Genomic DNA, 18,724 nt, shown 5'->3' on the forward strand with positions numbered 1-18,724 from the left:
ATAAGAAATAAGGAACAGGAATTGGTGGAACAAAGCGGAAGAAAAGTAACGAAGTCCGATGAACAGTGGCGTGAGCAGCTCTCTGAGGAAGAGTTTCGCGTCTGTCGCGAGCAAGGAACAGAAGCTCCGTTCTCCGGTAAACTGCTTCACAACAAAGAGACAGGCGTCTATGCCTGTACGTGTTGTGATGCCCCTCTATTTGTCTCTGATAATAAGTACGACTCAGGGTGTGGCTGGCCAAGTTTTGATGCGCCAATTAATGACACCGCGGTCCGTTATTTAGAAGATCTGAGTCACGGAATGATTCGTACAGAGATTCGATGTGGCGCTTGTGACAGTCATTTAGGTCATGTTTTTGAAGATGGGCCGCAAACAACAGGCGAACGCTATTGTGTAAACTCGGTGTCGTTAATTTTCAACAAATCTGACCAATAAGCCCGATAATGGTTGAAAGAATGTTTCATCCTTTCAATTAATAAAATAGTAATTGCCCACTCAAGATAAGCCGAGAGACAAATAAAAAACTCCCAATATGAATGGGAGTTTTTTATTTTATAAATTGCTTGGGATCATCCTTGGCGAATAATTCCCTTTCTCTATCGACTTCGAAATAGATTTAGCCAAATCGTCTAGTTGTTCATATTTCTCTGTCTTTGAAAAATTGAACATACGCTTTAATTGTTGCTCATTGGCGAGCGGAACATCAAAGCGTTTGGCTACCATCGCCCATAAATAGGCCTGCTCTTTGTTACCTAACCCTTGATTGATGCTCGCGAGCGACTTGAGGATGGCTGGATTGAGGTTGTTCTCGTCAGACATTGAAAGCGAATTATGAAGTAATGTTAACGTTTTTTGCTGGTCTCTATTGGTATAGAAGGTTGCTAAGGCATATTGCATCTCAGCATTGTTAAGTTGAGGGGAGCCTTCCATTTGCAAGAATTGACGCCTCGCTTGATCGTCTCCCGTCTGAGACCATAAAAAGTATAGGGTCGCAGGATCGTCAGAACCTTTTAGTGTTGCGACGATACGTTCTAATTCGTCAATGCTATGCACTAATGCATCGAAACGTTTTCTTTTTAACGCGCTTTGATCGATAGGGGTAATTTGAGAGGCAAGCTCAAGGCATTTCCTGTACTCAGTAACCAAAGCGTATTCGGTGATCTGGTTCGCTTCTGTTGGGATTTTGAGTAACTCAAATCGATGCCAGACTAAATTCGTTCTAGGAATCCGGCACTGTCCATCGTCCATGTTGAGTTGCTCGCAACGCAGTTTGGGATTGTTTTGGCACAATTCTTCCGTTGTAACGTTGCCTTCAAAGCAGCCTGTTAAAGTCAAAGAGGTAAGGCTTGCTAGTAGCCAGTATGTTCGTTTCATGGTTTTGCTTGTGATCCGTTACACCAATTCATTTTTGGATTCTTGACTCTGTTTACTAACCCGTTATGTTCTGTGAATAGAATGTAATAAGAAGGTACATTATGGACGCAGAACAATTATTAAATGCGATAACGCCAGAAGTCTATGATCGATTGGTTTACGCAGTAGAAACAGGAAGATGGCCTGAGGGTACAACACTTTCGAAAGAGCAGCGAGACTCATGTATGCAAGCTGTGATGTTGTATCAATCAAAACACAACACTGATGCGCAGCACATGACCGTGGCTGCTGGTGGAGAAATCAGTTTTAAATCGAAGCAAGAATTGAAGAAACAGTTCAACGAAGAAGAGCAAGATATTGTTCGAGTAAACCCGAATCACAGCTGATAGTCCTTATTCTTACTCTCCTTGCAGTAGGCAGAACAGTAAATATTGAAAAGCCCAATTTTGAATTGGGCTTTGTTGTTTAAGATACGAACAGTAGGTTTACCGAACTACAGGCTCATTTCACCACGCAGTACTTCTTGCATCTTCGTTTTGATCTCTTCATAAGACAGGTTCTGGCTTAGAAGGTAGTGCAGTTTTGCTAGCGCTGCTTCTGGAGTCATATCAAAACCACTGATTACGCCAGAATCTGCAAGTGCACAACCAGTTGCGTAGCCGCCCATGTTGACTTTACCCGCCAAACATTGCGTTAAGTTCACGACAATGACGCCACGCTCAGATGCTTCTTTTAGATGACCTAGTAACTCAGGATTTTGCGGGGCATTGCCCACACCAAATGTCAGCAAGATCATCGCATTGACTGGTTGACGAAGTGTATTGCGGATTACTTCGTGTGAAATGCCAGGGTACATGGTGATCACGCCGATAGGTTGTGGCGTGATGTTGTGTACTTTGAAGTCACCCTCTGGCTTTGTGCCTACTGAAACATTGTTGCTGATCTGGATATTGATACCTGCCTCCAACAGAGGTGGCAAGTTTGGCGATGTAAACGCGTTAAAGCCATCAGCATGAGACTTGGTGCTGCGGTTGCCGCGCATCAACTGATTGTTGAAGAACAATGTTACTTCGTTGATAGGGTAGTTTGCCGCAATATGCAGAGCATTCAGTAGGTTTGCTTGGCCGTCTGAGCGTAGTTCTGCCAGAGGAATTTGTGAGCCGGTCACGATGACAGGTTTACCTAGGTTCTCCAACATGAAAGACAATGCAGAAGCGGTGTACGCCATGGTGTCGGTACCATGCAAAATCACAAATCCATCGTATTTATCGTAGTTGTCACGGATATCGTCAGCGATTTGTTGCCAGTCAGCAGGAGTCATATCCGAAGAATCGATCAGTGGCTCGTATTCGTGGATAGTGTATTCCGGCATTTCTGGACGGTGAAACTCGGGCATGCTGGCGAGTTGTTTTTCCATAAAGCCAGCGACAGGGACGTAGCCGTGATCGGATTTTTGCATACCGATGGTGCCACCGGTGTAAGCGATGTAGATGTGTTTTCTAGTCATCGTTCTACTTTACTTTCATGTAGGGGAACAGTGGCGGGGATTATAGCGAAATGAAACCTAATAAAAAGGGGCATCTCGCACAGAGACGCCCCTTTTTGGCTAAGCTAGGATAGCTATTGCACTTGGCAATTTAAGCAGAACGCGTATTGACCTTTTGGATCGTTAAAACTTTGTAGCATGCTAGCGTCTTGTTCAAATTGCTGAGCCACTGGTTGAAGGCTCTTAGGTAAGAAGCTCGTTGCGTCAATACCGAGTGATACTTTGACTTGGTTCATGAACTCTTGAACAAATTGCTCTGTCGGTGAAAGTGGTTCTTCAACCCAGTAGATTTCGTAGTTCTCTACCTCAGCCAGTTTCGCTGCCAGTTTAACGGCATCATCGAAATCACCCATTTGATCGACTAGACCGAATGACAACGCGTCTTGACCCGTCCACACGCGACCTTGCGCTACTTTGTCCACTTCTTCAAGTGACATATCTCGGTTTGAGCCAACCAAAGAAATAAAACGTTTGTAACCGTGCTCAATACCCAATTGGAACGCCTCAGAAGCGCCGGCAGAAAGACCCGTCGTGATGCCATCACCAGAGAATGGAGAAGTCCCCACACCATCAGTGCTAATACCAAGTTTGTTAAAGCCCTTTTCAAAGGTCGTAATTACGCTGAAGATACCGATTGAGCCTGTCAGTGTCGTCGGCTGAGCAACGATTTTGTCTGCGCTCATTGAAATCCAGTAACCACCTGAAGCCGCAAGGCTAGACATCGAAACCACAACGGGTTTACCTACTTCTTTTAAGGCTTCTACTTCATTACGAATCACTTCAGAGGCAAAAGCACTGCCGCCAGGGCTATCAACACGAAGTACAACAGCTTTCACTTTATCGTCGTTGCGAGCTTGACGAAGTAGGCTTGCGACTGTGTCACCACCGACCGTACCACGTGGTTGTTGACCATCCATAATGGCACCGCTTGCAACAACAACAGCAATGTCGTTTTCAGCAAGGTTTAGTTTAGGACGCATGGTAGCAAGGTAGTCGTAATATCCAATTGCGTTGTAGCTGTCTTTGCCGTCACTGCCAAACTCTTTAGCAAACAGCTTACGTACGTCTTGGCGAGTAGCCAGTTCATCAACCAATCCCATTTTTACTGCAAGCTGAGCGATATCGCCATCAACCGATTTCATCTCTGCTAGCAACTCTTCCATGGTTGGATTTAATGCTTTTGCATCAATGTTACGGTTCGTTGCTACGTCATCAACAAACGCGCTCCATAGTTGTGTGATCCAACGAGTCGCTGATTCTTTTGCTGCGTCTGACATGTCATCGCGGATGAATGGTTCAATCGCGGATTTGTAAGTACCTACTCGGAATACGTGCGTTGAAACATCGAGTTTCTCTAACAAGGTTTTGTAGTACATGGAGTAAGAGCTATAACCCTTAATCAATACGCCACCATCGGGTGCTAGAAAAACTTTATCAGCGTAACTTGCAAGGTAGTATTGGCTTTGATTATAGAAATCACCCACCGCGTATACTGGTTTGCCTGATGCTTTAAACTCGTTCAGTGCTTTTGCAATGTAACGAAGCTTAGTTAGGTTAGTTTCTGGCATATCACGCAGAGCAAGTACAAGGCCCGAGACTTTAGGGTCGTCTTTTGCGTATCGGATGGTATCGACAATGTCGAATAACACGTTTTCTTTCGGAATTTCGTTACCTAAAACCGAACCAGCAATGGAATCCATTGGGTTAACGTAACGACGTTGCTCAACGATCGGTCCCGATAAGTTCATAACCAAAGCCGATTCTTTATCAATGACAGGTTGACCTTCTCCAGTGTAGGTAAAGGCAAAGTAGAAGACAGCAATCATCACTAAAAAGATCAGGTTCACTAGCGCAAGTCTGACGAAGGTGATGGCTTTCCATATCCCCTTGAATATCAGACCAATAAATTTGAAGAGTTTTTTCATCTTGTCTCCATAACGAGATAGTCTTTCCCTAATCTTACAAAGTATGGGTTCTTATCTCTAAGATCTCAAAAGATAACAATTTTTTTAGCTTATCACGCTCATTCACAATTGGCATAGTTTAACGTGAGATTGACGCGTGTTGCAAAATTGTAAACGCTTGTTTGATTTTTTGGTTTTTGCGGCGTAATGTGGTCAGACCACAACAATAAAAATGGATGTTTAGTGATGTCTGCCATGTACCCAAATTTGTTAAAGCCATTGGACTTAGGTTTTACACAGCTACGAAACCGCGTCCTGATGGGATCAATGCATACTGGTTTAGAAGAGCACAAAGAAGGTCTTCAAAAGCTGGCTGCGTTTTATGAAGAGCGTGCCAAAGGCGGTGTTGGCTTAATCGTAACTGGTGGTTTTTCTCCAAATTTACGTGGCCGATTGCATCCGTTAAGCGCTGAATTTAGTAAGCCTAAGCACGCCAAAGCACATAAGGTTGTGACGGAAGCGGTTCACAAGCACGGCAGTAAAATTGCCCTACAAATTCTCCATGCAGGGCGTTATGCGATGCATCCATTCGCGCAAAGTGCATCGGGTATGAAAGCGCCTATCGCCAAATTTGCACCAAGCGAAATGAGCGAGCGACAAATCAAAAAGACCATCGAAGCTTTTGCTAATAGTGCAGAGCTGGCTCAGCTAGCGGGCTATGATGGTGTCGAGCTAATGGGCTCTGAAGGTTATTTGATTAACCAATTCTTATGTAAGCGCACCAACATGCGCTACGACGAGTGGGGCGGCAGCTACAAAAAACGTATGCGTTTCCCTATCGAAATCGTTAAAGCAGTGCGTAAAGCCGTGGGCGAAAAGTTTATTATAATCTTCCGTCTCTCGATGTTGGACTTGGTCGAGCAAGGCAGCACGTTTGAAGATGTTATTGAATTGGCAAAAGCACTTGAAGAAGCCGGTGTGACAATAATTAATACGGGTATCGGCTGGCACGAAGCGCGTATTCCTACCATTGCCACTCAAGTACCCCGCGGAGCATTTACGTGGGTGACTGAAAAGGTGAAGCCGCACGTTTCTGTTCCAATCATCACCTGTAACCGAATAAATACCCCAGATGAGGCCGAGCGAATTCTTTCTTCTGGACATGCTGACATGGTTTCTATGGCGCGTCCTTTCCTAGCTGATCCTTACTTTGTTGCTAAAGCCGAGCAAGAAAAGTCACAGCTCATCAATACGTGTATTGGTTGTAACCAAGCGTGCTTAGACAATGTATTTAAAGGCAAGCGAGCAAGTTGTTTGGTTAACCCATTAGCTTGCTACGAAACTGAAATCGTGGTCGAGGATGCGTTTAAGAAGAAAAATATTGCAGTCGTCGGCGCGGGACCTGCTGGCCTCGCTTGTGCGACAACGCTAGCAGAACGTGGCCACAAAGTAGATTTGTTTGAGAAGAACGATCGCATTGGTGGTCAGTTCCGTTTAGCCATGCAGATTCCAGGTAAAGAAGAGTTTCGTGAGACCATCCGTTACTTTGCGAACCGCATTGAAGAAACTGGCGTTAACTTACATCTAGAAACTGAGGCGAATTACGATCTGCTGACTGAATATGATGAAGTGGTCATGGCATCTGGCGTTGAGCCGCGTAAAGTGAAAATTGATGGGATAGAAAACCCAGAAAAAGTGATCGACTATCAAACGCTGATCCGTGATAAAACGCCAGTAGGTGAAAAGGTAGCCATTGTTGGCGCAGGCGGGATTGGTGTTGATGTGGCAACGATGCTTACTGAGCCCGCGGGACAAACACTTGATGATTGGCTGCATGAATGGGGAATCGACAAAGAAATGTCTCAACCGGGGGGATTGTACCCTTATCCTGACGCCGTTGCTGATAAAGAAGTGTGGGTACTTCAACGTCGTAAAGGTCGCGTTGGAAAAGGACCGGGTAAAACCACAGGTTGGATTCATAAACGTACGCTTGAAAAGCGCGGTGTTCACTTAGTCGGTGGTGTGTCATACGACAAGATTGATGATGGTGGCCTACATATTCAAGTGAGCGGCAAGGCGCAATTGTTAGAAGCTGACAAAGTGGTTATTTGTGCGGGGCAAGAGTCGGTTCGTCCGTTTGAAGACAAATGGCATGAGCTGGGCGAGAAATTACATATCATTGGTGGTGCAGACCATGCTGGGGAATTGGATGCGGTTCGCGCCATCCGCCAGGGTGTGAAACTGGCTGTCAAACTGTAAGTATCATTCTTTCTTAACTATTTTGCTGCGCCAAGTGCGCAGCTTTTTTTTGCCTACTTAACGCCTAGAAATCTAAAATTGGCTATCTAAATCCCCAGAAAACAGGTTGTTATTCGAAAGTTTGGATTATGCTAAAGTGAGCTGCGTAAAAATAATAATTCAATCAAATAAGGACTTGTTCATGGAAGCTCTCGATCTCTTGCTTAACCGTCGTTCTATCGGCAAATTGTCAGCGCCAGCACCAGAAGGGAAAGCTCTGGAAAATATTATTCGTGCGGGTTTACGTGCGCCTGATCATGCAGGTTTAACTCCTTGGCGTTTTGTGATTGCTCAAGGCGATGGCCTTAAAAAGCTTTCTGATATTTTAGTACGAGCAGCGGAAGCGGAAAATAGCGACGAGGCGGTTATTGAAAAAGTGAAGAATGCACCTTTCCGCGCGCCTATGGTGATTACCGTTATTGCAAATGTGACAGAGCATGAAAAAGTGCCAGCAATGGAACAATACCTCTCAGCGGGCTGTGCTGTTCAAGCAATGCAAATGGCGGCGGTAGCACAAGGTTTTCAAGGGTTTTGGCGTTCAGGTAAATGGATGTTCCACCCAGAGGTCCACCAAGCTTTTGGCCTAAAAGGCGAAGATCAAATTGTCGGTTTCCTTTACTTAGGTACCCCAGGTTGTACACCGATGAAAGTGCCGGAGCGTGACTTATCTCAGTTTGTTGAGTTTCAGTAACCTAGAAAGTGACGCTATAACTGTTCATCTGTACAGTTTTTCTTGATTTGTTAGGGCTACATTAGATAATGTGGTCCTAATTATTATGATTTCCAAAACCTTATGTCTCGTCTGTTTATTGCTGAAAAACCAAGTCTAGGCCGTGCGATAGCGGCTGCTCTGCCAAACCCTCAAAAGAAAGACCAAGGCTTTATTCGCTGTGGTAATGGTGACGTAGTCACTTGGTGTATCGGTCACTTGTTAGAGCAAGTCGAACCTGATGCCTACGATGAACGCTATAAAAAATGGAATATAGCTGACTTGCCGATTATTCCTCAGCAATGGCAGCTAAGACCGAGAAAAAGTGCCAGTAAACAGCTCACGGTAATACGTAAACTCCTTAAAGATGCGACAGAAGTTATCCATGCAGGCGACCCGGATCGAGAGGGGCAACTGCTGGTGGATGAGGTGTTGGACTACTGTAAGCTCTCCAAAACCAAGAAAGAAGCGACACAACGACTTCTCATTTCAGACTTGAACTTACCCGCGGTTAAGCGTGCATTGAGCTCGATGCGTAGCAATCGCGATTTCATTCCTCTTTCTGTTTCAGCTTTGGCGCGCTCTCGCGCTGATTGGCTTTACGGAATGAACATGTCTCGCGCTTATACTTTGCTGGGCCAAAAAGCAGGCTACCAAGGCGTATTATCGGTCGGGCGAGTTCAAACGCCTGTACTTGGTTTGGTGGTACGTCGCGACGAAGAAATCGAAAACTTTGTACCCAAAGACTATTTCACTCTGCATGCATTGATCCCTTATCAAGATCAAAATGGTTCGTTTGATATTCGCGCTCGTTGGAAGCCAAGTGAGGCATGTAAGCCTTGGCAAGATGAGGAAGGTCGTGTTCTTAACCGAAAGCTCGTCGAGAACGTGGCTAACCGCATTGCTAACCAGCCTGCGAAAGTCACGGAATCTGAGCAAAAGCAAACTAAGCAGTCTGCGCCACTTCCTTATTCATTATCAGCCTTGCAGATTGATGCTGCCAAACGCTATGGCATGAGTGCCCAACAGGTTTTGGATACTTGTCAGGCGTTGTATGAGAAGCACAAACTGATCACGTACCCACGTTCTGATTGTCGTTACTTACCGACGGAGCATTATTCGCAAGCGGGTTCTGTCACTTCCGCTATTGCTAACAATGCCAAAGAGCTACAAAGCGCGGTGCAAGGTGCGGATTTATCGATTAAGTCTAAAGCGTGGAACGACAAAAAAGTTGATGCTCACCATGCAATTATTCCAACGCCAAAACAAGCAAATGTGAATGCATTATCAGGTAATGAGATGAAGGTGTATCAGCTCATTGCCCGTCAATATTTAATGCAATTCTATCCAGCTGCAGTTTATGCGGAAGCGAAGCTCGTCTTTGATATTGCTGGTGGTACGTTTATCGCTAAAGGTCGCCAGCTTGTTTCTCCGGGCTGGAAAGCGTTAATGGGGAAAACAGACAAAGAAGATGAGGGTATTGATGCTGTGCCACCTTTAACAGAAGGCACCGTACTGACATGCCGTGAAGGGGAAATTAGAGATCGCAAGACAGAGCCGCCAAAGCATTTTACCGAAGCGACGTTATTACAAGCAATGACGGGTATTGCTCGTTATGTTGCCGATAAAGAATTGAAAAAGATTTTGCGAGATACCGATGGTCTTGGTACGGAAGCGACTCGAGCAGGCATCTTAGATACCTTATTCAAACGTCAATTGCTGACTCGTCAGGGTAAATCGATTTTGAGCTCACCAGCAGGACGTGGCTTGATCCACGCTTTACCAATGGACTCGACGTACCCGGATATGACTGCGCATTGGGAACACCAATTACAAGGCATGGCAGAAAGAAACCAAGCATATCAACCTTTTATGCAAGCGTTAGAACAACGCATAGACGGGCTGATGGGCGAAGTGAAATCAGGTCCGATTCCGGAATCTCTGCGTCATCTTCCTAAAGTAGAGCGACCAGCATTCAAGCGTAAGAAGCGCAGTTACAACAAATCTGGTGCATCAAAAACGACGACCACCAAACGTAAATCCTCCAAGTAATTCATGCCTTCCGGCGACTAAGCGGCACCAGCTAGTGCCGCTTTTGATATCAATATGATGACTAGTCGAACAAGTTATCGTTCTTGTCGATTGCGCCTCTGACGTCATCTTGCGTTAATACGCGTTTACCTAAATCCTGCTTTACTTGTTTACCCAAGTCGATCAATGCATCTCGATTTGCTTGAGTTTGACGCTTGCCTGCACTTCTTAAGCAGTAATTGAGCTCATGCTCTTCACTAAAATTCACCAGATCTTTATCTGCGGCCATTGTTACTCTCCTTAGTGGGGTTAATACCTCACTAAGTCTGGATAGGAAACGGTGAAATTCAAGTTAAGTAATGAGATTGGAGAATGGGCGACGAAACTGGGAACCTTTCGTCGCCTAACGTTAACTTATTGATACTTGACTATTACCAAGGAAGTTCGGTGCCATCATAGTTAATAAACTGCCCCGAATTTTCTTGCGTGCTTTGCTCAATCACTTTTGCTAAACCATCAGCAGATGTTTGGGTGTCGATAAGCGCATTGGGTCCACCCATCTCAGTACGAACCCAGCCCGGATGGAGTGCCAAGACAGTGAAGCCCTCATCGGTTAGGTCATTACTCAAACTTTTAACAACAGAGTTGAGTGCCGCTTTGGAAGAGCGATAGATGTAACCACCACCAGAGGTGTTTTCCGTCATGCTGCCGACTTTAGAGGAGATACACGCAATTTTCTTCGCTTTGCCTTGTTGTAGCAGCGGATAAAAGCTTTCCACTAACTTCAATGGAGCGATGGTATTTATCTCGAAGACTTGTCGCCACTCTTCGATGTCGGTGTTACTAAAACCATAGCCTTTAGGCCCGTAGTAACCTGCATTGTTGATCAGCAGATCGATTGCTGGGAGTTCGCTTGCGAGTTGGGCAACTCGTTGGTAATCCGTCACGTCCAATTCATGTAGCACCAAGGTATTATAATGTGATGCTAATGCGTGTAGTTCTTTACTGTCTGTGAGGTTACGGCTTGTCGCGTGAACTTGATCGCCTTGTTGCAAATAGAGCTCGGTTAAACTCAAACCGATACCGCGATTCGCACCAGTAATAAAGACTGTCTGACTCATGAGTACACCTATCTGTCTGATTCAATAAGGTTAAGTGGAAACAGAACCATTGTGTTAGCTAAGGGCGATAAAATCAACTAACCACCATGCACCTAACATCATCGACATGAACAGAGAAATCGCGCAGAAAGAACCAAAGAAAGCTCCGAGTATCGTATATAAGGTTTTATTCATAACAGGTAGAAATTTAATTGATATTGAAAATCATTATCAATTAAATTTCTTTTTAATCAACTCTGGGAGTTGGTACTATTTCACAACGTTTTATGAAAAGAATGTCCCATGCTGCCACTGATTTATCACCCTATTTACTCGCAACTCGATCTACCAGATGGTCACCGTTATCCGATCATGAAATATCGCTATCTTTATCAAACTGTGATGGAAAAACTCGCGAGTGAGGGTTGGGGAGGGCAAATTGAATTCTTCCAACCAAGCCCTCTAAGTACGGATGATATTAAACAGGTGCATGATGGGGAGTATGTCGACTTGTTGGTGACGGGAGCTATGCCTGCGGCCAAAATGCGTCGAATTGGGTTTCCTTGGAGCGAGGTCCTGATAACACGGACACTGACATCCACCGCCGGAACAGTGCTGACCGCAGAAAAGGCATTAGAGCATGGTGTCGCGATTCACCTAAGCGGTGGCTATCATCATGCGCACAAAAACTTTGGCAGTGGTTTTTGTCTATTCAACGATCTGGCGATTGCTGCTAAGCACATGCTTGATCATGAACACGTCGATAAAGTGATGATCATCGATAGTGATGTCCACCATGGCGATGGCACGGCAACGATTTGTGAAAGTGAACCCGACATTGTCACCTTGTCTTTCCACTGCGATAAAAATTTCCCAGCGAGAAAGCCAGACTCTGACCTTGATGTTCCATTAAGTCGTGGAACCAGTGATGAAGCTTTTTTGATGACGTTTAAAGAAGTGGTCGAAATGGCAATTAATCTGCATCGCCCTGACATGGTGATTTACGACGCTGGTGTGGATATTCATGTCGACGACGAACTGGGGTATTTCAACGTGTCGACGGAAGGCATATTCGAACGTGACCGCTTTTTAATGCAGTTAATGAAAGATAGAGGGATTCCTATTGCGGCTGTCGTCGGTGGTGGTTATCGAAGTGAACACGCGGATTTGGTGCCTATTCATATGCAGTTGTTGAATGCCGCTGAATTCGTTTTTAAAGACTGAATCTAGAATGTTGAAATTGAGGTAGCGGACTCAGTTCTCGAATGAACATTTAAGGCTGGGAATCCTTTCCCAATTTTATTTTCCTAGCCTTTGACGTTGTCTAAAACAACAAATGGATGGATTTAGCTAATGCAGAAAGAAGATGCTCCTGCCTTATGCCGAGGCGAATATTAGGGGGCTTCGCGGCATTTAGATAGTTATAAACACCTTACAATTCGTCTGATAAAAAATGTAATCAGCAACTAACCTGTTGATTGGCAAGCCCGCATCTCTTAATGTGGGCTTTTTTAGTGATAATGAACCATTGTCGATTAAATTCACTGAGAGAGTAGTTTCTATCACTTTGAGTGGCTTTATTTGAGCGGAATTGACCATTTAATTGTTTTTTCGGTGAATTTGAATTCATAATTAATATGTATTTTATAAATAATTGATGTTTAGTTTGCTTATGGTAGTCAAGTTTATCAATTTATGAATGAGATAGGATAACGCCTTTAAATTCATAAAATTAAATAAACTATTCGGACTGTATATGAACCATCAACGCATTTCCAATACCATCTCTTTTAAAGGGCGAGGGGGAGAGTTTTTTGGCATCTGGATTGTCAATGTTCTACTTTCTATCGTTACGCTTGGAATTTACTCTGCTTGGGCCAAAGTAAGAACAAAGCGCTACTTCTACGGTAACACGTACATCGACGGTGATAACTTTGAGTATCATGCTGAGCCAATGCAAATTTTAAAGGGGCGTTTAGTCGCGCTGGCGATTGTATTGGTATGGGGTATCGCAAACTCGTTCATTCCCCAACTGGCGCTTGTGCTCTTACTTCTGTTTTATGTCGCTCTGCCATGGTTGTTATGGAGCAACGCACGATTTGATTCTGCAATGACGAGTTACCGCAATGTTCACTTCTCTTTTAATTCGTCACTGAAAGATGCTTACATGACCATCCTTGGCCGAGGCTTTGGTGCAGCGCTGGCGGTCATGGTTTTCATTGGTATCTGTGTGGCGGCTGCGAGCGTTTCGCAAGCTGCGTCGGTTATTTTAGGGCTTTGCTCAGTTGTCGTTATGGCTGCACTTTATGGTTGGGTTGTGGTTGGCGTTCAACGTTACTTTGTTAATGGCTACCGCTATGGTGATTGGCAGTTCAGTGGCGAACTTGAAACCAGTTTCTTTGTAAAAACCTACCTGAAAGCCGTAGCAATCGGCCTTAGCACAGCTGTCGCGATTGCGATTGTAGCGGTCATTGTGATGGTTGGGAGCTCAGGGCTAATGGAAGCAGCAACGGGCGACTTGGCTTCACTGAATAAATCTAGCCCTGTCATTACAATGGTTGTCATGTACCTTGGTATGATTGGTTTAACCATCGGCTTGACGGCATACACAGCAACAAGAACTCGTAACTACTTGTTCTCTCAAATGAAGCTAGAAAAAGAAGGGCAAGAAGAAAACAACTTTACCTTTAAGTCTACCTATACAGTTGATGGCTACATGTGGCTGATTATCTCAAACTTCCTATTACAAGTTGCGACCTTGAGTATTGCGAGACCATGGGTAATGGTTCGTACTTCTCGCTATGTTGCTGACAAGACGGTCGTCGTTGGAGACATGAGCCAACTGAAAGCAGCAGACCAAGATTCAAAAGTGAAATCAGCGATTTCTGATGAAGTTGCACAAGCCTTCGATCTCGGTGTTGGAATCGGTTAATGCAGTTTGAAGGAACCGCGTTTCCACCAAAAAGCTCTGAGCGACATCAAGCCAAATTGGATGTCGCTCAAGCTAACTCGCTGAGTTTGGTTGTTGCTGACAATATTTTTAGCTGTGATCAGCAACATGCAGACATTACTGCTCCAGTCGGCAATTTACCCGTCAGATTTAAGCTGCCCAATGGTTGGGTTTTCGTTACCGAACGGACTGAAGAAGTGTCTCGGTGGCTACAGGCAAATAAAAGATCGAGCTTCATTGATAAAATAGAATCAAACTGGCTTGCTTGGGTCGTGTCTGCGATGGCATGTATTGCCGTTGTGCTCGGGGGATATTATTACGCATTACCTTGGGTGAGCGACAAAGTCGCATACGCGATTCCTGACAGTGTCTCAGTTGTACTTGGCGAAAAGGTACTTCAAAGCTTGGATTCCCGTTGGGAACCGAGCGAGCTGAGTAAAGCCGAACAAGAAGCTATTCGAAGCAGGGTAGAGCAGCACTTAACACAGTTAGAGGCGTTGCCTTACCAAGTAGAGATTGTTTTCCGATCTTCTGAGCTAGGGGCGAATGCGTTTGCCTTACCTGGTGGAAAGATTGTGCTGCTCGATGAATTAGTTGCGTTGTCTAAAAATCAGCAACAGTTGGACAGTATTATTCTTCACGAGCTTGGTCATATTCATCATCGCCACATGCTAAAGAGGTTGGTGTATTCGAGTGTCCTTTCTGTTGGTGTCGCCCTGTTAACTGGTGAAAGCTCTGGTATCGTGGACAATCTTGCCGGCGCAAGCGTGTTTGTGTTGTCCAGTGGTTACTCCAGAGAAGCCGAAATACAAGCCGATGCATTCGCAAGAGAGGCGATGCTCAAGGTTTATGGCGACACAAAGCCGATGGCTGAAATGTTTGAGTTGTTCCGTAACCAAGGTTATGAAGAGTTGCCTGAGTGGTTGAGTACTCATCCAGATCTCGATAAAAGGATTGAGGCAGCGAAAGGAAACTAACTCTTTCATACCAATACTTAACGATGAGAGCTCACTAAATATTAGTGGGCTTTTTTCTTGCATATTGAAAAGTGCTTCGAGGATTAGACAGGTTTTTTCTGGATGTGGCTGAGTGCGGGGACGCCTAGTTCGGGGTTGCGTTCAACTAGGGATTTAGAAATCCCGCAATTTCCCAAGCGCTAAAACGACGAAAGCCCGTTGATTTCTCAACGAGCTTTCTGAATGTGGCGTGAGTGCTGGGCTTGCATTCAAGGAGGGATTTGTCTAAATCCCTCTTTAAGCCTTCAGATACGAAAAAGCCCACTAATTACTTAGCGGGCTTTTTCTAAATGTGGCTGAGTGCGGGGACGCCTAGTTCGGGGTTGCGTTCAACTAGGGATTTACAAATCCCGTAATTTCCCAAACGCTAAAACGACGAAAGCCCGTTGATTTCTCAACGAGCTTTCTGAATGTGGCGGAGAGATAGGGATTTGAACCCTAGATACGCTATTAACGTATGCCGGTTTTCAAGACCGGTGCTTTCAACCACTCAGCCATCTCTCCGTTGTTGAGGCGCATAATATAAGGCTTTGAAAACCTTGTAAACCCCAAAATGAACTGTTTGGATGTTTACTGTTCAATTTTGTGTTGTTTGCGGATAAAAGAATCAAAAAAGCTCTCCGAGTGGAGAGCTTTTTTCAATTAATTGCTTTTAGAATAGAAGCGCTGAAGTTCTGTTAGTCCTTGCATCAGGACAGGCAGTTTAGGCGTTGTTTCTCTTAAGCGTTTATAGTTGTCATCATACAGCTTGTAGTTACCAAATTTATCGATAACTGTCGTTTGGGAGCTGGTGATCAGTGCGATTTCACGAGTGTCGCCCGCTAAAATCCAGCGGCGACGACTTTCGTCAAATAGGTTACGACCACTGCTGTAATCATAAGGGTTCGATGAGACGCCTAACATGTCTTGTAACAGCGTCACCGACAAGTCCAGATGGCTTGTACTGTGCGTAAATTCACCTGGCAGCATTCCTGGCCAATGAATAACCATAGGGACCTGAAGCTGGTAGCGGCTGTAATTGCTGTTCGCTCCCCAACTGTTGGTATTGGTCTCATTAAACTCGCTACCGTGATTAGAGGTGATGACCACTATCGTATTGGTAAGTAGTTGTTTTTCATCGAGATCAGAAATGATTTCAGCGACTGTCTTATCGGCAGATTTTACTGCTTTCTCATATGCTTTCTTGAATCGCTCGCTGGCTGGCATTTCTTCATTTGCCGCTTCTGGTTCAGATTCAAAGTTATCGACAGTGGTGACTTCGATATAGCTAAACCAAGGTTGGCTTGCTTGTTCGGTTAGCCATGTATTCCATGCCGCAATGGATTGTTTGTCGGTGTGTGCTTGCGTACCGTCTAACGTGTTAGCAAGATTAACTCCACGGAAGATCACTTCTGAGTAAAGGTCATCTTCAAAACCATTTCCGCTGAACAAACCAAAGCTATAGCCCTGATCTTTTAATACATCCAAAAGAACCGGTGCAGAGCCTTGTGCTTTGATGCTACTTGCGTAGCTACTTGGTAAGCCATAAAACAGACCGAATGCACCGTACGTGTCATTGCTAGAACTGTAGTGGTTTACAAAGTTTTGGTTGTCTTGTGCAAACTGGTACATGTTTGGCATTTCGTCTTGGTTTAGTGCATCTGCACGTAAGTTGTTCACACTGATCATCAGTACGTTCAATTTGTTACCACGACGATTAAATTCGAGTTTTTCGAGCGGGTAGCTCACCAGGTCAATATTACCTTGGTTTTCCGCTAAGCGTTTTAGGTATTCTTCACGGTCTAGTAGGCCATGTTTTTCCATAAAGCTCTTCGCGGTCATTGGGTAAGACAACGGGAAATTAGAGCGCTGGCTAGTAATCGGGTTATAGAAATAGGCATCAGCCCAAATATAAACCAGATGGCTAGTGATAAAGCTTAAGAAGAACACGGCAGCTAAAGGGCGGCCAACGTGTTTATGGGAAAGTTTGCGTTGTTTACGCCAAACCCATTCTGATAAGCCTAACTGAACCAAGAAGATAAGTGGCATAACCACAAAAAGGTGCTGCAAGTCAGAGCTGATGGCACTTTTATCTTCGCTAAACAACAACTCCCAAACCACGGGGTTTAAGTGCAAGTTGATGGATTGGTAAGCTTGGGTATCGATCAGTAAGACCGTTTGACCGACGGTTGCGAATATCACTGCCACCAAACGGAAAAGCTTCCTAGATGGCAGGACAAACGTCAGCGGGAAAAGAACCAACAAGTAGAGCGCGAAAACAAGAAAGCCAAAATGGCCAACCCAGGATACCGCCAGATAGAATTGCCCCATAAGGGTCTCTGGCCAAGGCGACTGAACGATATAGCGCGTACCTATCAACATCGATGCAACGATGTTGAAGAATGCAAACCAGTGACCCCAACCAACCAGTCGAGATACACGTTCGCCGTATGAGTTTCCGCTGTCTACCATGTACTTGTTCTATTATCCGTTATTAGTGTGATTTTGGCACTTCAAGAGAAGATACGAGCGCCTGAGCAAATTTTTCAGCAATAACTTTGCGTTGTGAAGCAGCAACTTGTTGATTTAAGACATTGGTTGCGATATTTCCGGCAATCATTAGCGTCAACTCAGGAGAGGCGGCGTGTTTTTCTAGTACAGCGCCCACTTCAGCAAGAATTTTCTCTACTTGTTCGTCAGTATATTTAGATGTAATCGGCATAAAGACTCTAATAATGATAGTAAAAGCGGCTTATGATAACCTACAATGCCCAACAACTTAAACCTTGTAGCAAGATAAAATCACTATGAGCCTTCATCTTTCAAACGTTATTCTGCATCAATTGTGCAAAAACGATCAGGACGAACTGGTTGTTAAACTTCGCCCGGCATCGTTAGAGAACGATACCGCTACAGAAAACCTCGTCGCGGAACTGCATCGCGTATTCCATTCTAAAGCAGGTAAAGGTTTTGGCTCTTTCCAGTCAGACAGCGAATTTCAATTTTGGCTTCAAGAAATGCGCAAAGGAGAGCGAGATTTTTACGACTTCTCACAAATTAGTGCAAATCGCTTGAAAGAAGAGTTGATTAAGTACCCATTTGCAGACGAAGGCATTTTAGTGTTTGCGGAATACCAAAGTTTAGCAACGGATTACTTGTTTATCGGTATTTTGCCTATGAACCAGAGCCTAAAGGTAACTGAAGGCTTGGATATTGATGCAACAGATTATCTAGACATCACTAAAATGGATATTGCTGCGCGCATTGACCTATCAAGCTACGATACTGACCGTGAATCAAATCGTTACCTTTCTTACATCAAAGGACGTGTTGGCCGTAAAGTGGCAGACTTCTTCTTAGATTTCTTACAAGCCGATGTTGGCTTAGATACCAAACAGCAAAACCAAGTGTTGATGCAGGCAGTTGAAGACTTTTGTGCAGACTCTAAGCTTGAGAAGCAAGAAGCGAATGAGTACAAAAAGCAAGTTTACAACTACTGTAACGAGCAAATTAAAACTGGTGATGAAGTTCAAATTTCTGAGCTATCTGGTGAATTACCGCCTAGCCAAGATGGCACCAGTTTCATGGACTTTACTAAAGAACAAGGTTACGAATTGGAAGAGTCTTTCCCAGGTGATCGCTCAACCGTACGCAAATTGACGAAATACGTAGGAGCAGGTGGCGGTTTGAACATTAGCTTTGACAGCCTGTTGCTTGGCGAGCGTATTTTCTACGATCCGGAGACGGATACGCTGACCATTAAAGGGACGCCTCCGAATCTGAAAGATCAGTTGAGTCGCAACTAATTCAAGAAAGA

General features: G+C 44.6%; 16 protein-coding genes and 1 tRNA gene. 9 read left to right on the forward strand and 8 right to left on the reverse strand.

What is annotated here, in order from left to right:
* The first annotated feature begins 21 nt into the window (after positions 1–21).
* A complete protein-coding gene (gene msrB / locus ITG12_RS16075) occupies positions 22–435 on the forward strand; it encodes a peptide-methionine (R)-S-oxide reductase MsrB (protein ID WP_181027900.1) in 414 nt (137 codons plus the stop codon).
* Positions 436–552: 117 nt separating this feature from the next.
* Here msrB and ITG12_RS16080 read toward each other — a convergent pair whose 3' ends face one another.
* Positions 553–1,374, reverse strand: coding sequence for a DUF2989 domain-containing protein (locus tag ITG12_RS16080; protein WP_248873235.1), 822 nt, complete (start codon positions 1,372–1,374; stop codon positions 553–555).
* Between the two features lie 101 nt (positions 1,375–1,475).
* On the opposite strand from ITG12_RS16080, the gene ITG12_RS16085 reads away from it, so the two are divergent.
* Complete coding sequence (locus ITG12_RS16085; RefSeq protein WP_038871251.1) at positions 1,476–1,760, forward strand: DUF1315 family protein; 285 nt, start codon at positions 1,476–1,478, stop codon at positions 1,758–1,760.
* Positions 1,761–1,867: 107 nt separating this feature from the next.
* Here ITG12_RS16085 and ansA read toward each other — a convergent pair whose 3' ends face one another.
* Both ansA and sppA read right to left on the reverse strand, forming a co-directional pair.
* Positions 1,868–2,881, reverse strand: a complete 1,014-nt coding sequence (ansA, locus tag ITG12_RS16090; protein ID WP_038881890.1) for an asparaginase — start codon at positions 2,879–2,881, stop codon at positions 1,868–1,870.
* A gap of 113 nt (positions 2,882–2,994) precedes the next feature.
* Entirely contained in the window at positions 2,995–4,845 is a 1,851-nt protein-coding gene (sppA, locus tag ITG12_RS16095) for a signal peptide peptidase SppA (RefSeq protein ID WP_038871246.1), read from the reverse strand.
* A gap of 225 nt (positions 4,846–5,070) precedes the next feature.
* Between sppA and ITG12_RS16100 the strand changes: the two genes are divergently transcribed.
* From ITG12_RS16100 to ITG12_RS16110, 3 genes are all read left to right on the forward strand, one after another.
* The gene (locus ITG12_RS16100) at positions 5,071–7,083 is read left to right on the forward strand and encodes an NADPH-dependent 2,4-dienoyl-CoA reductase (protein WP_042601262.1); all 2,013 of its coding nucleotides are present in this window, start codon (positions 5,071–5,073) and stop codon (positions 7,081–7,083) included.
* A 181-nt stretch (positions 7,084–7,264) separates the two neighbouring features.
* Complete coding sequence (locus tag ITG12_RS16105) at positions 7,265–7,813, forward strand: NAD(P)H nitroreductase (protein ID WP_248873236.1); 549 nt, start codon at positions 7,265–7,267, stop codon at positions 7,811–7,813.
* A gap of 102 nt (positions 7,814–7,915) precedes the next feature.
* Positions 7,916–9,883: a DNA topoisomerase III gene (locus tag ITG12_RS16110; protein ID WP_038871241.1), complete on the forward strand. Its 1,968-nt coding sequence runs from the start codon at positions 7,916–7,918 to the stop codon at positions 9,881–9,883.
* Between the two features lie 61 nt (positions 9,884–9,944).
* On the opposite strand, the gene ITG12_RS16115 is transcribed toward ITG12_RS16110, so the two are convergent.
* Entirely contained in the window at positions 9,945–10,151 is a 207-nt protein-coding gene (locus ITG12_RS16115) for a hypothetical protein (RefSeq protein ID WP_038881886.1), read from the reverse strand.
* 142 nt (positions 10,152–10,293) lie between these two features.
* The gene (locus ITG12_RS16120) at positions 10,294–10,983 is read right to left on the reverse strand and encodes an SDR family oxidoreductase (RefSeq protein ID WP_102389529.1); all 690 of its coding nucleotides are present in this window, start codon (positions 10,981–10,983) and stop codon (positions 10,294–10,296) included.
* A gap of 282 nt (positions 10,984–11,265) precedes the next feature.
* Here ITG12_RS16120 and ITG12_RS16125 point away from each other — a divergent pair, with 282 nt between their 5' ends.
* The 3 genes from ITG12_RS16125 to ITG12_RS16135 all read left to right on the forward strand — a co-directional run bounded on the left by ITG12_RS16125 (position 11,266) and on the right by ITG12_RS16135 (position 14,889).
* A complete protein-coding gene (locus tag ITG12_RS16125; protein WP_248873237.1) occupies positions 11,266–12,186 on the forward strand; it encodes a histone deacetylase in 921 nt (306 codons plus the stop codon).
* 532 nt (positions 12,187–12,718) lie between these two features.
* Positions 12,719–13,894: a YjgN family protein gene (locus ITG12_RS16130; protein WP_248873238.1), complete on the forward strand. Its 1,176-nt coding sequence runs from the start codon at positions 12,719–12,721 to the stop codon at positions 13,892–13,894.
* Positions 13,894–14,889 carry a M48 family metallopeptidase gene (locus ITG12_RS16135; protein ID WP_248873240.1) on the forward strand — a complete coding sequence of 332 codons (996 nt, stop codon included), beginning with the start codon at positions 13,894–13,896 and terminating at the stop codon, positions 14,887–14,889. The genes ITG12_RS16130 and ITG12_RS16135 overlap by 1 nt, the downstream gene beginning before the upstream one ends.
* 452 nt (positions 14,890–15,341) lie before the next feature.
* Here the strand turns inward: ITG12_RS16135 and ITG12_RS16140 are convergent.
* The 3 genes from ITG12_RS16140 to ITG12_RS16150 all read right to left on the reverse strand — a co-directional run bounded on the left by ITG12_RS16140 (position 15,342) and on the right by ITG12_RS16150 (position 17,629).
* Positions 15,342–15,432, reverse strand: a tRNA-Ser gene (locus ITG12_RS16140).
* Between the two features lie 138 nt (positions 15,433–15,570).
* Positions 15,571–17,379: a DUF3413 domain-containing protein gene (locus ITG12_RS16145; protein ID WP_045405717.1), complete on the reverse strand. Its 1,809-nt coding sequence runs from the start codon at positions 17,377–17,379 to the stop codon at positions 15,571–15,573.
* A 22-nt stretch (positions 17,380–17,401) separates the two neighbouring features.
* Positions 17,402–17,629, reverse strand: a complete 228-nt coding sequence (locus ITG12_RS16150; RefSeq protein ID WP_038869203.1) for a YejL family protein — start codon at positions 17,627–17,629, stop codon at positions 17,402–17,404.
* Positions 17,630–17,714: 85 nt separating this feature from the next.
* Between ITG12_RS16150 and yejK the strand changes: the two genes are divergently transcribed.
* The gene (yejK, locus tag ITG12_RS16155; RefSeq protein ID WP_038869205.1) at positions 17,715–18,713 is read left to right on the forward strand and encodes a nucleoid-associated protein YejK; all 999 of its coding nucleotides are present in this window, start codon (positions 17,715–17,717) and stop codon (positions 18,711–18,713) included.
* Positions 18,714–18,724 lie beyond the last annotated feature (11 nt).

It is taken from the genome of Vibrio sp. ED002 (genome assembly GCF_023277445.1).
GTDB lineage: Bacteria > Pseudomonadota > Gammaproteobacteria > Enterobacterales > Vibrionaceae > Vibrio > Vibrio jasicida.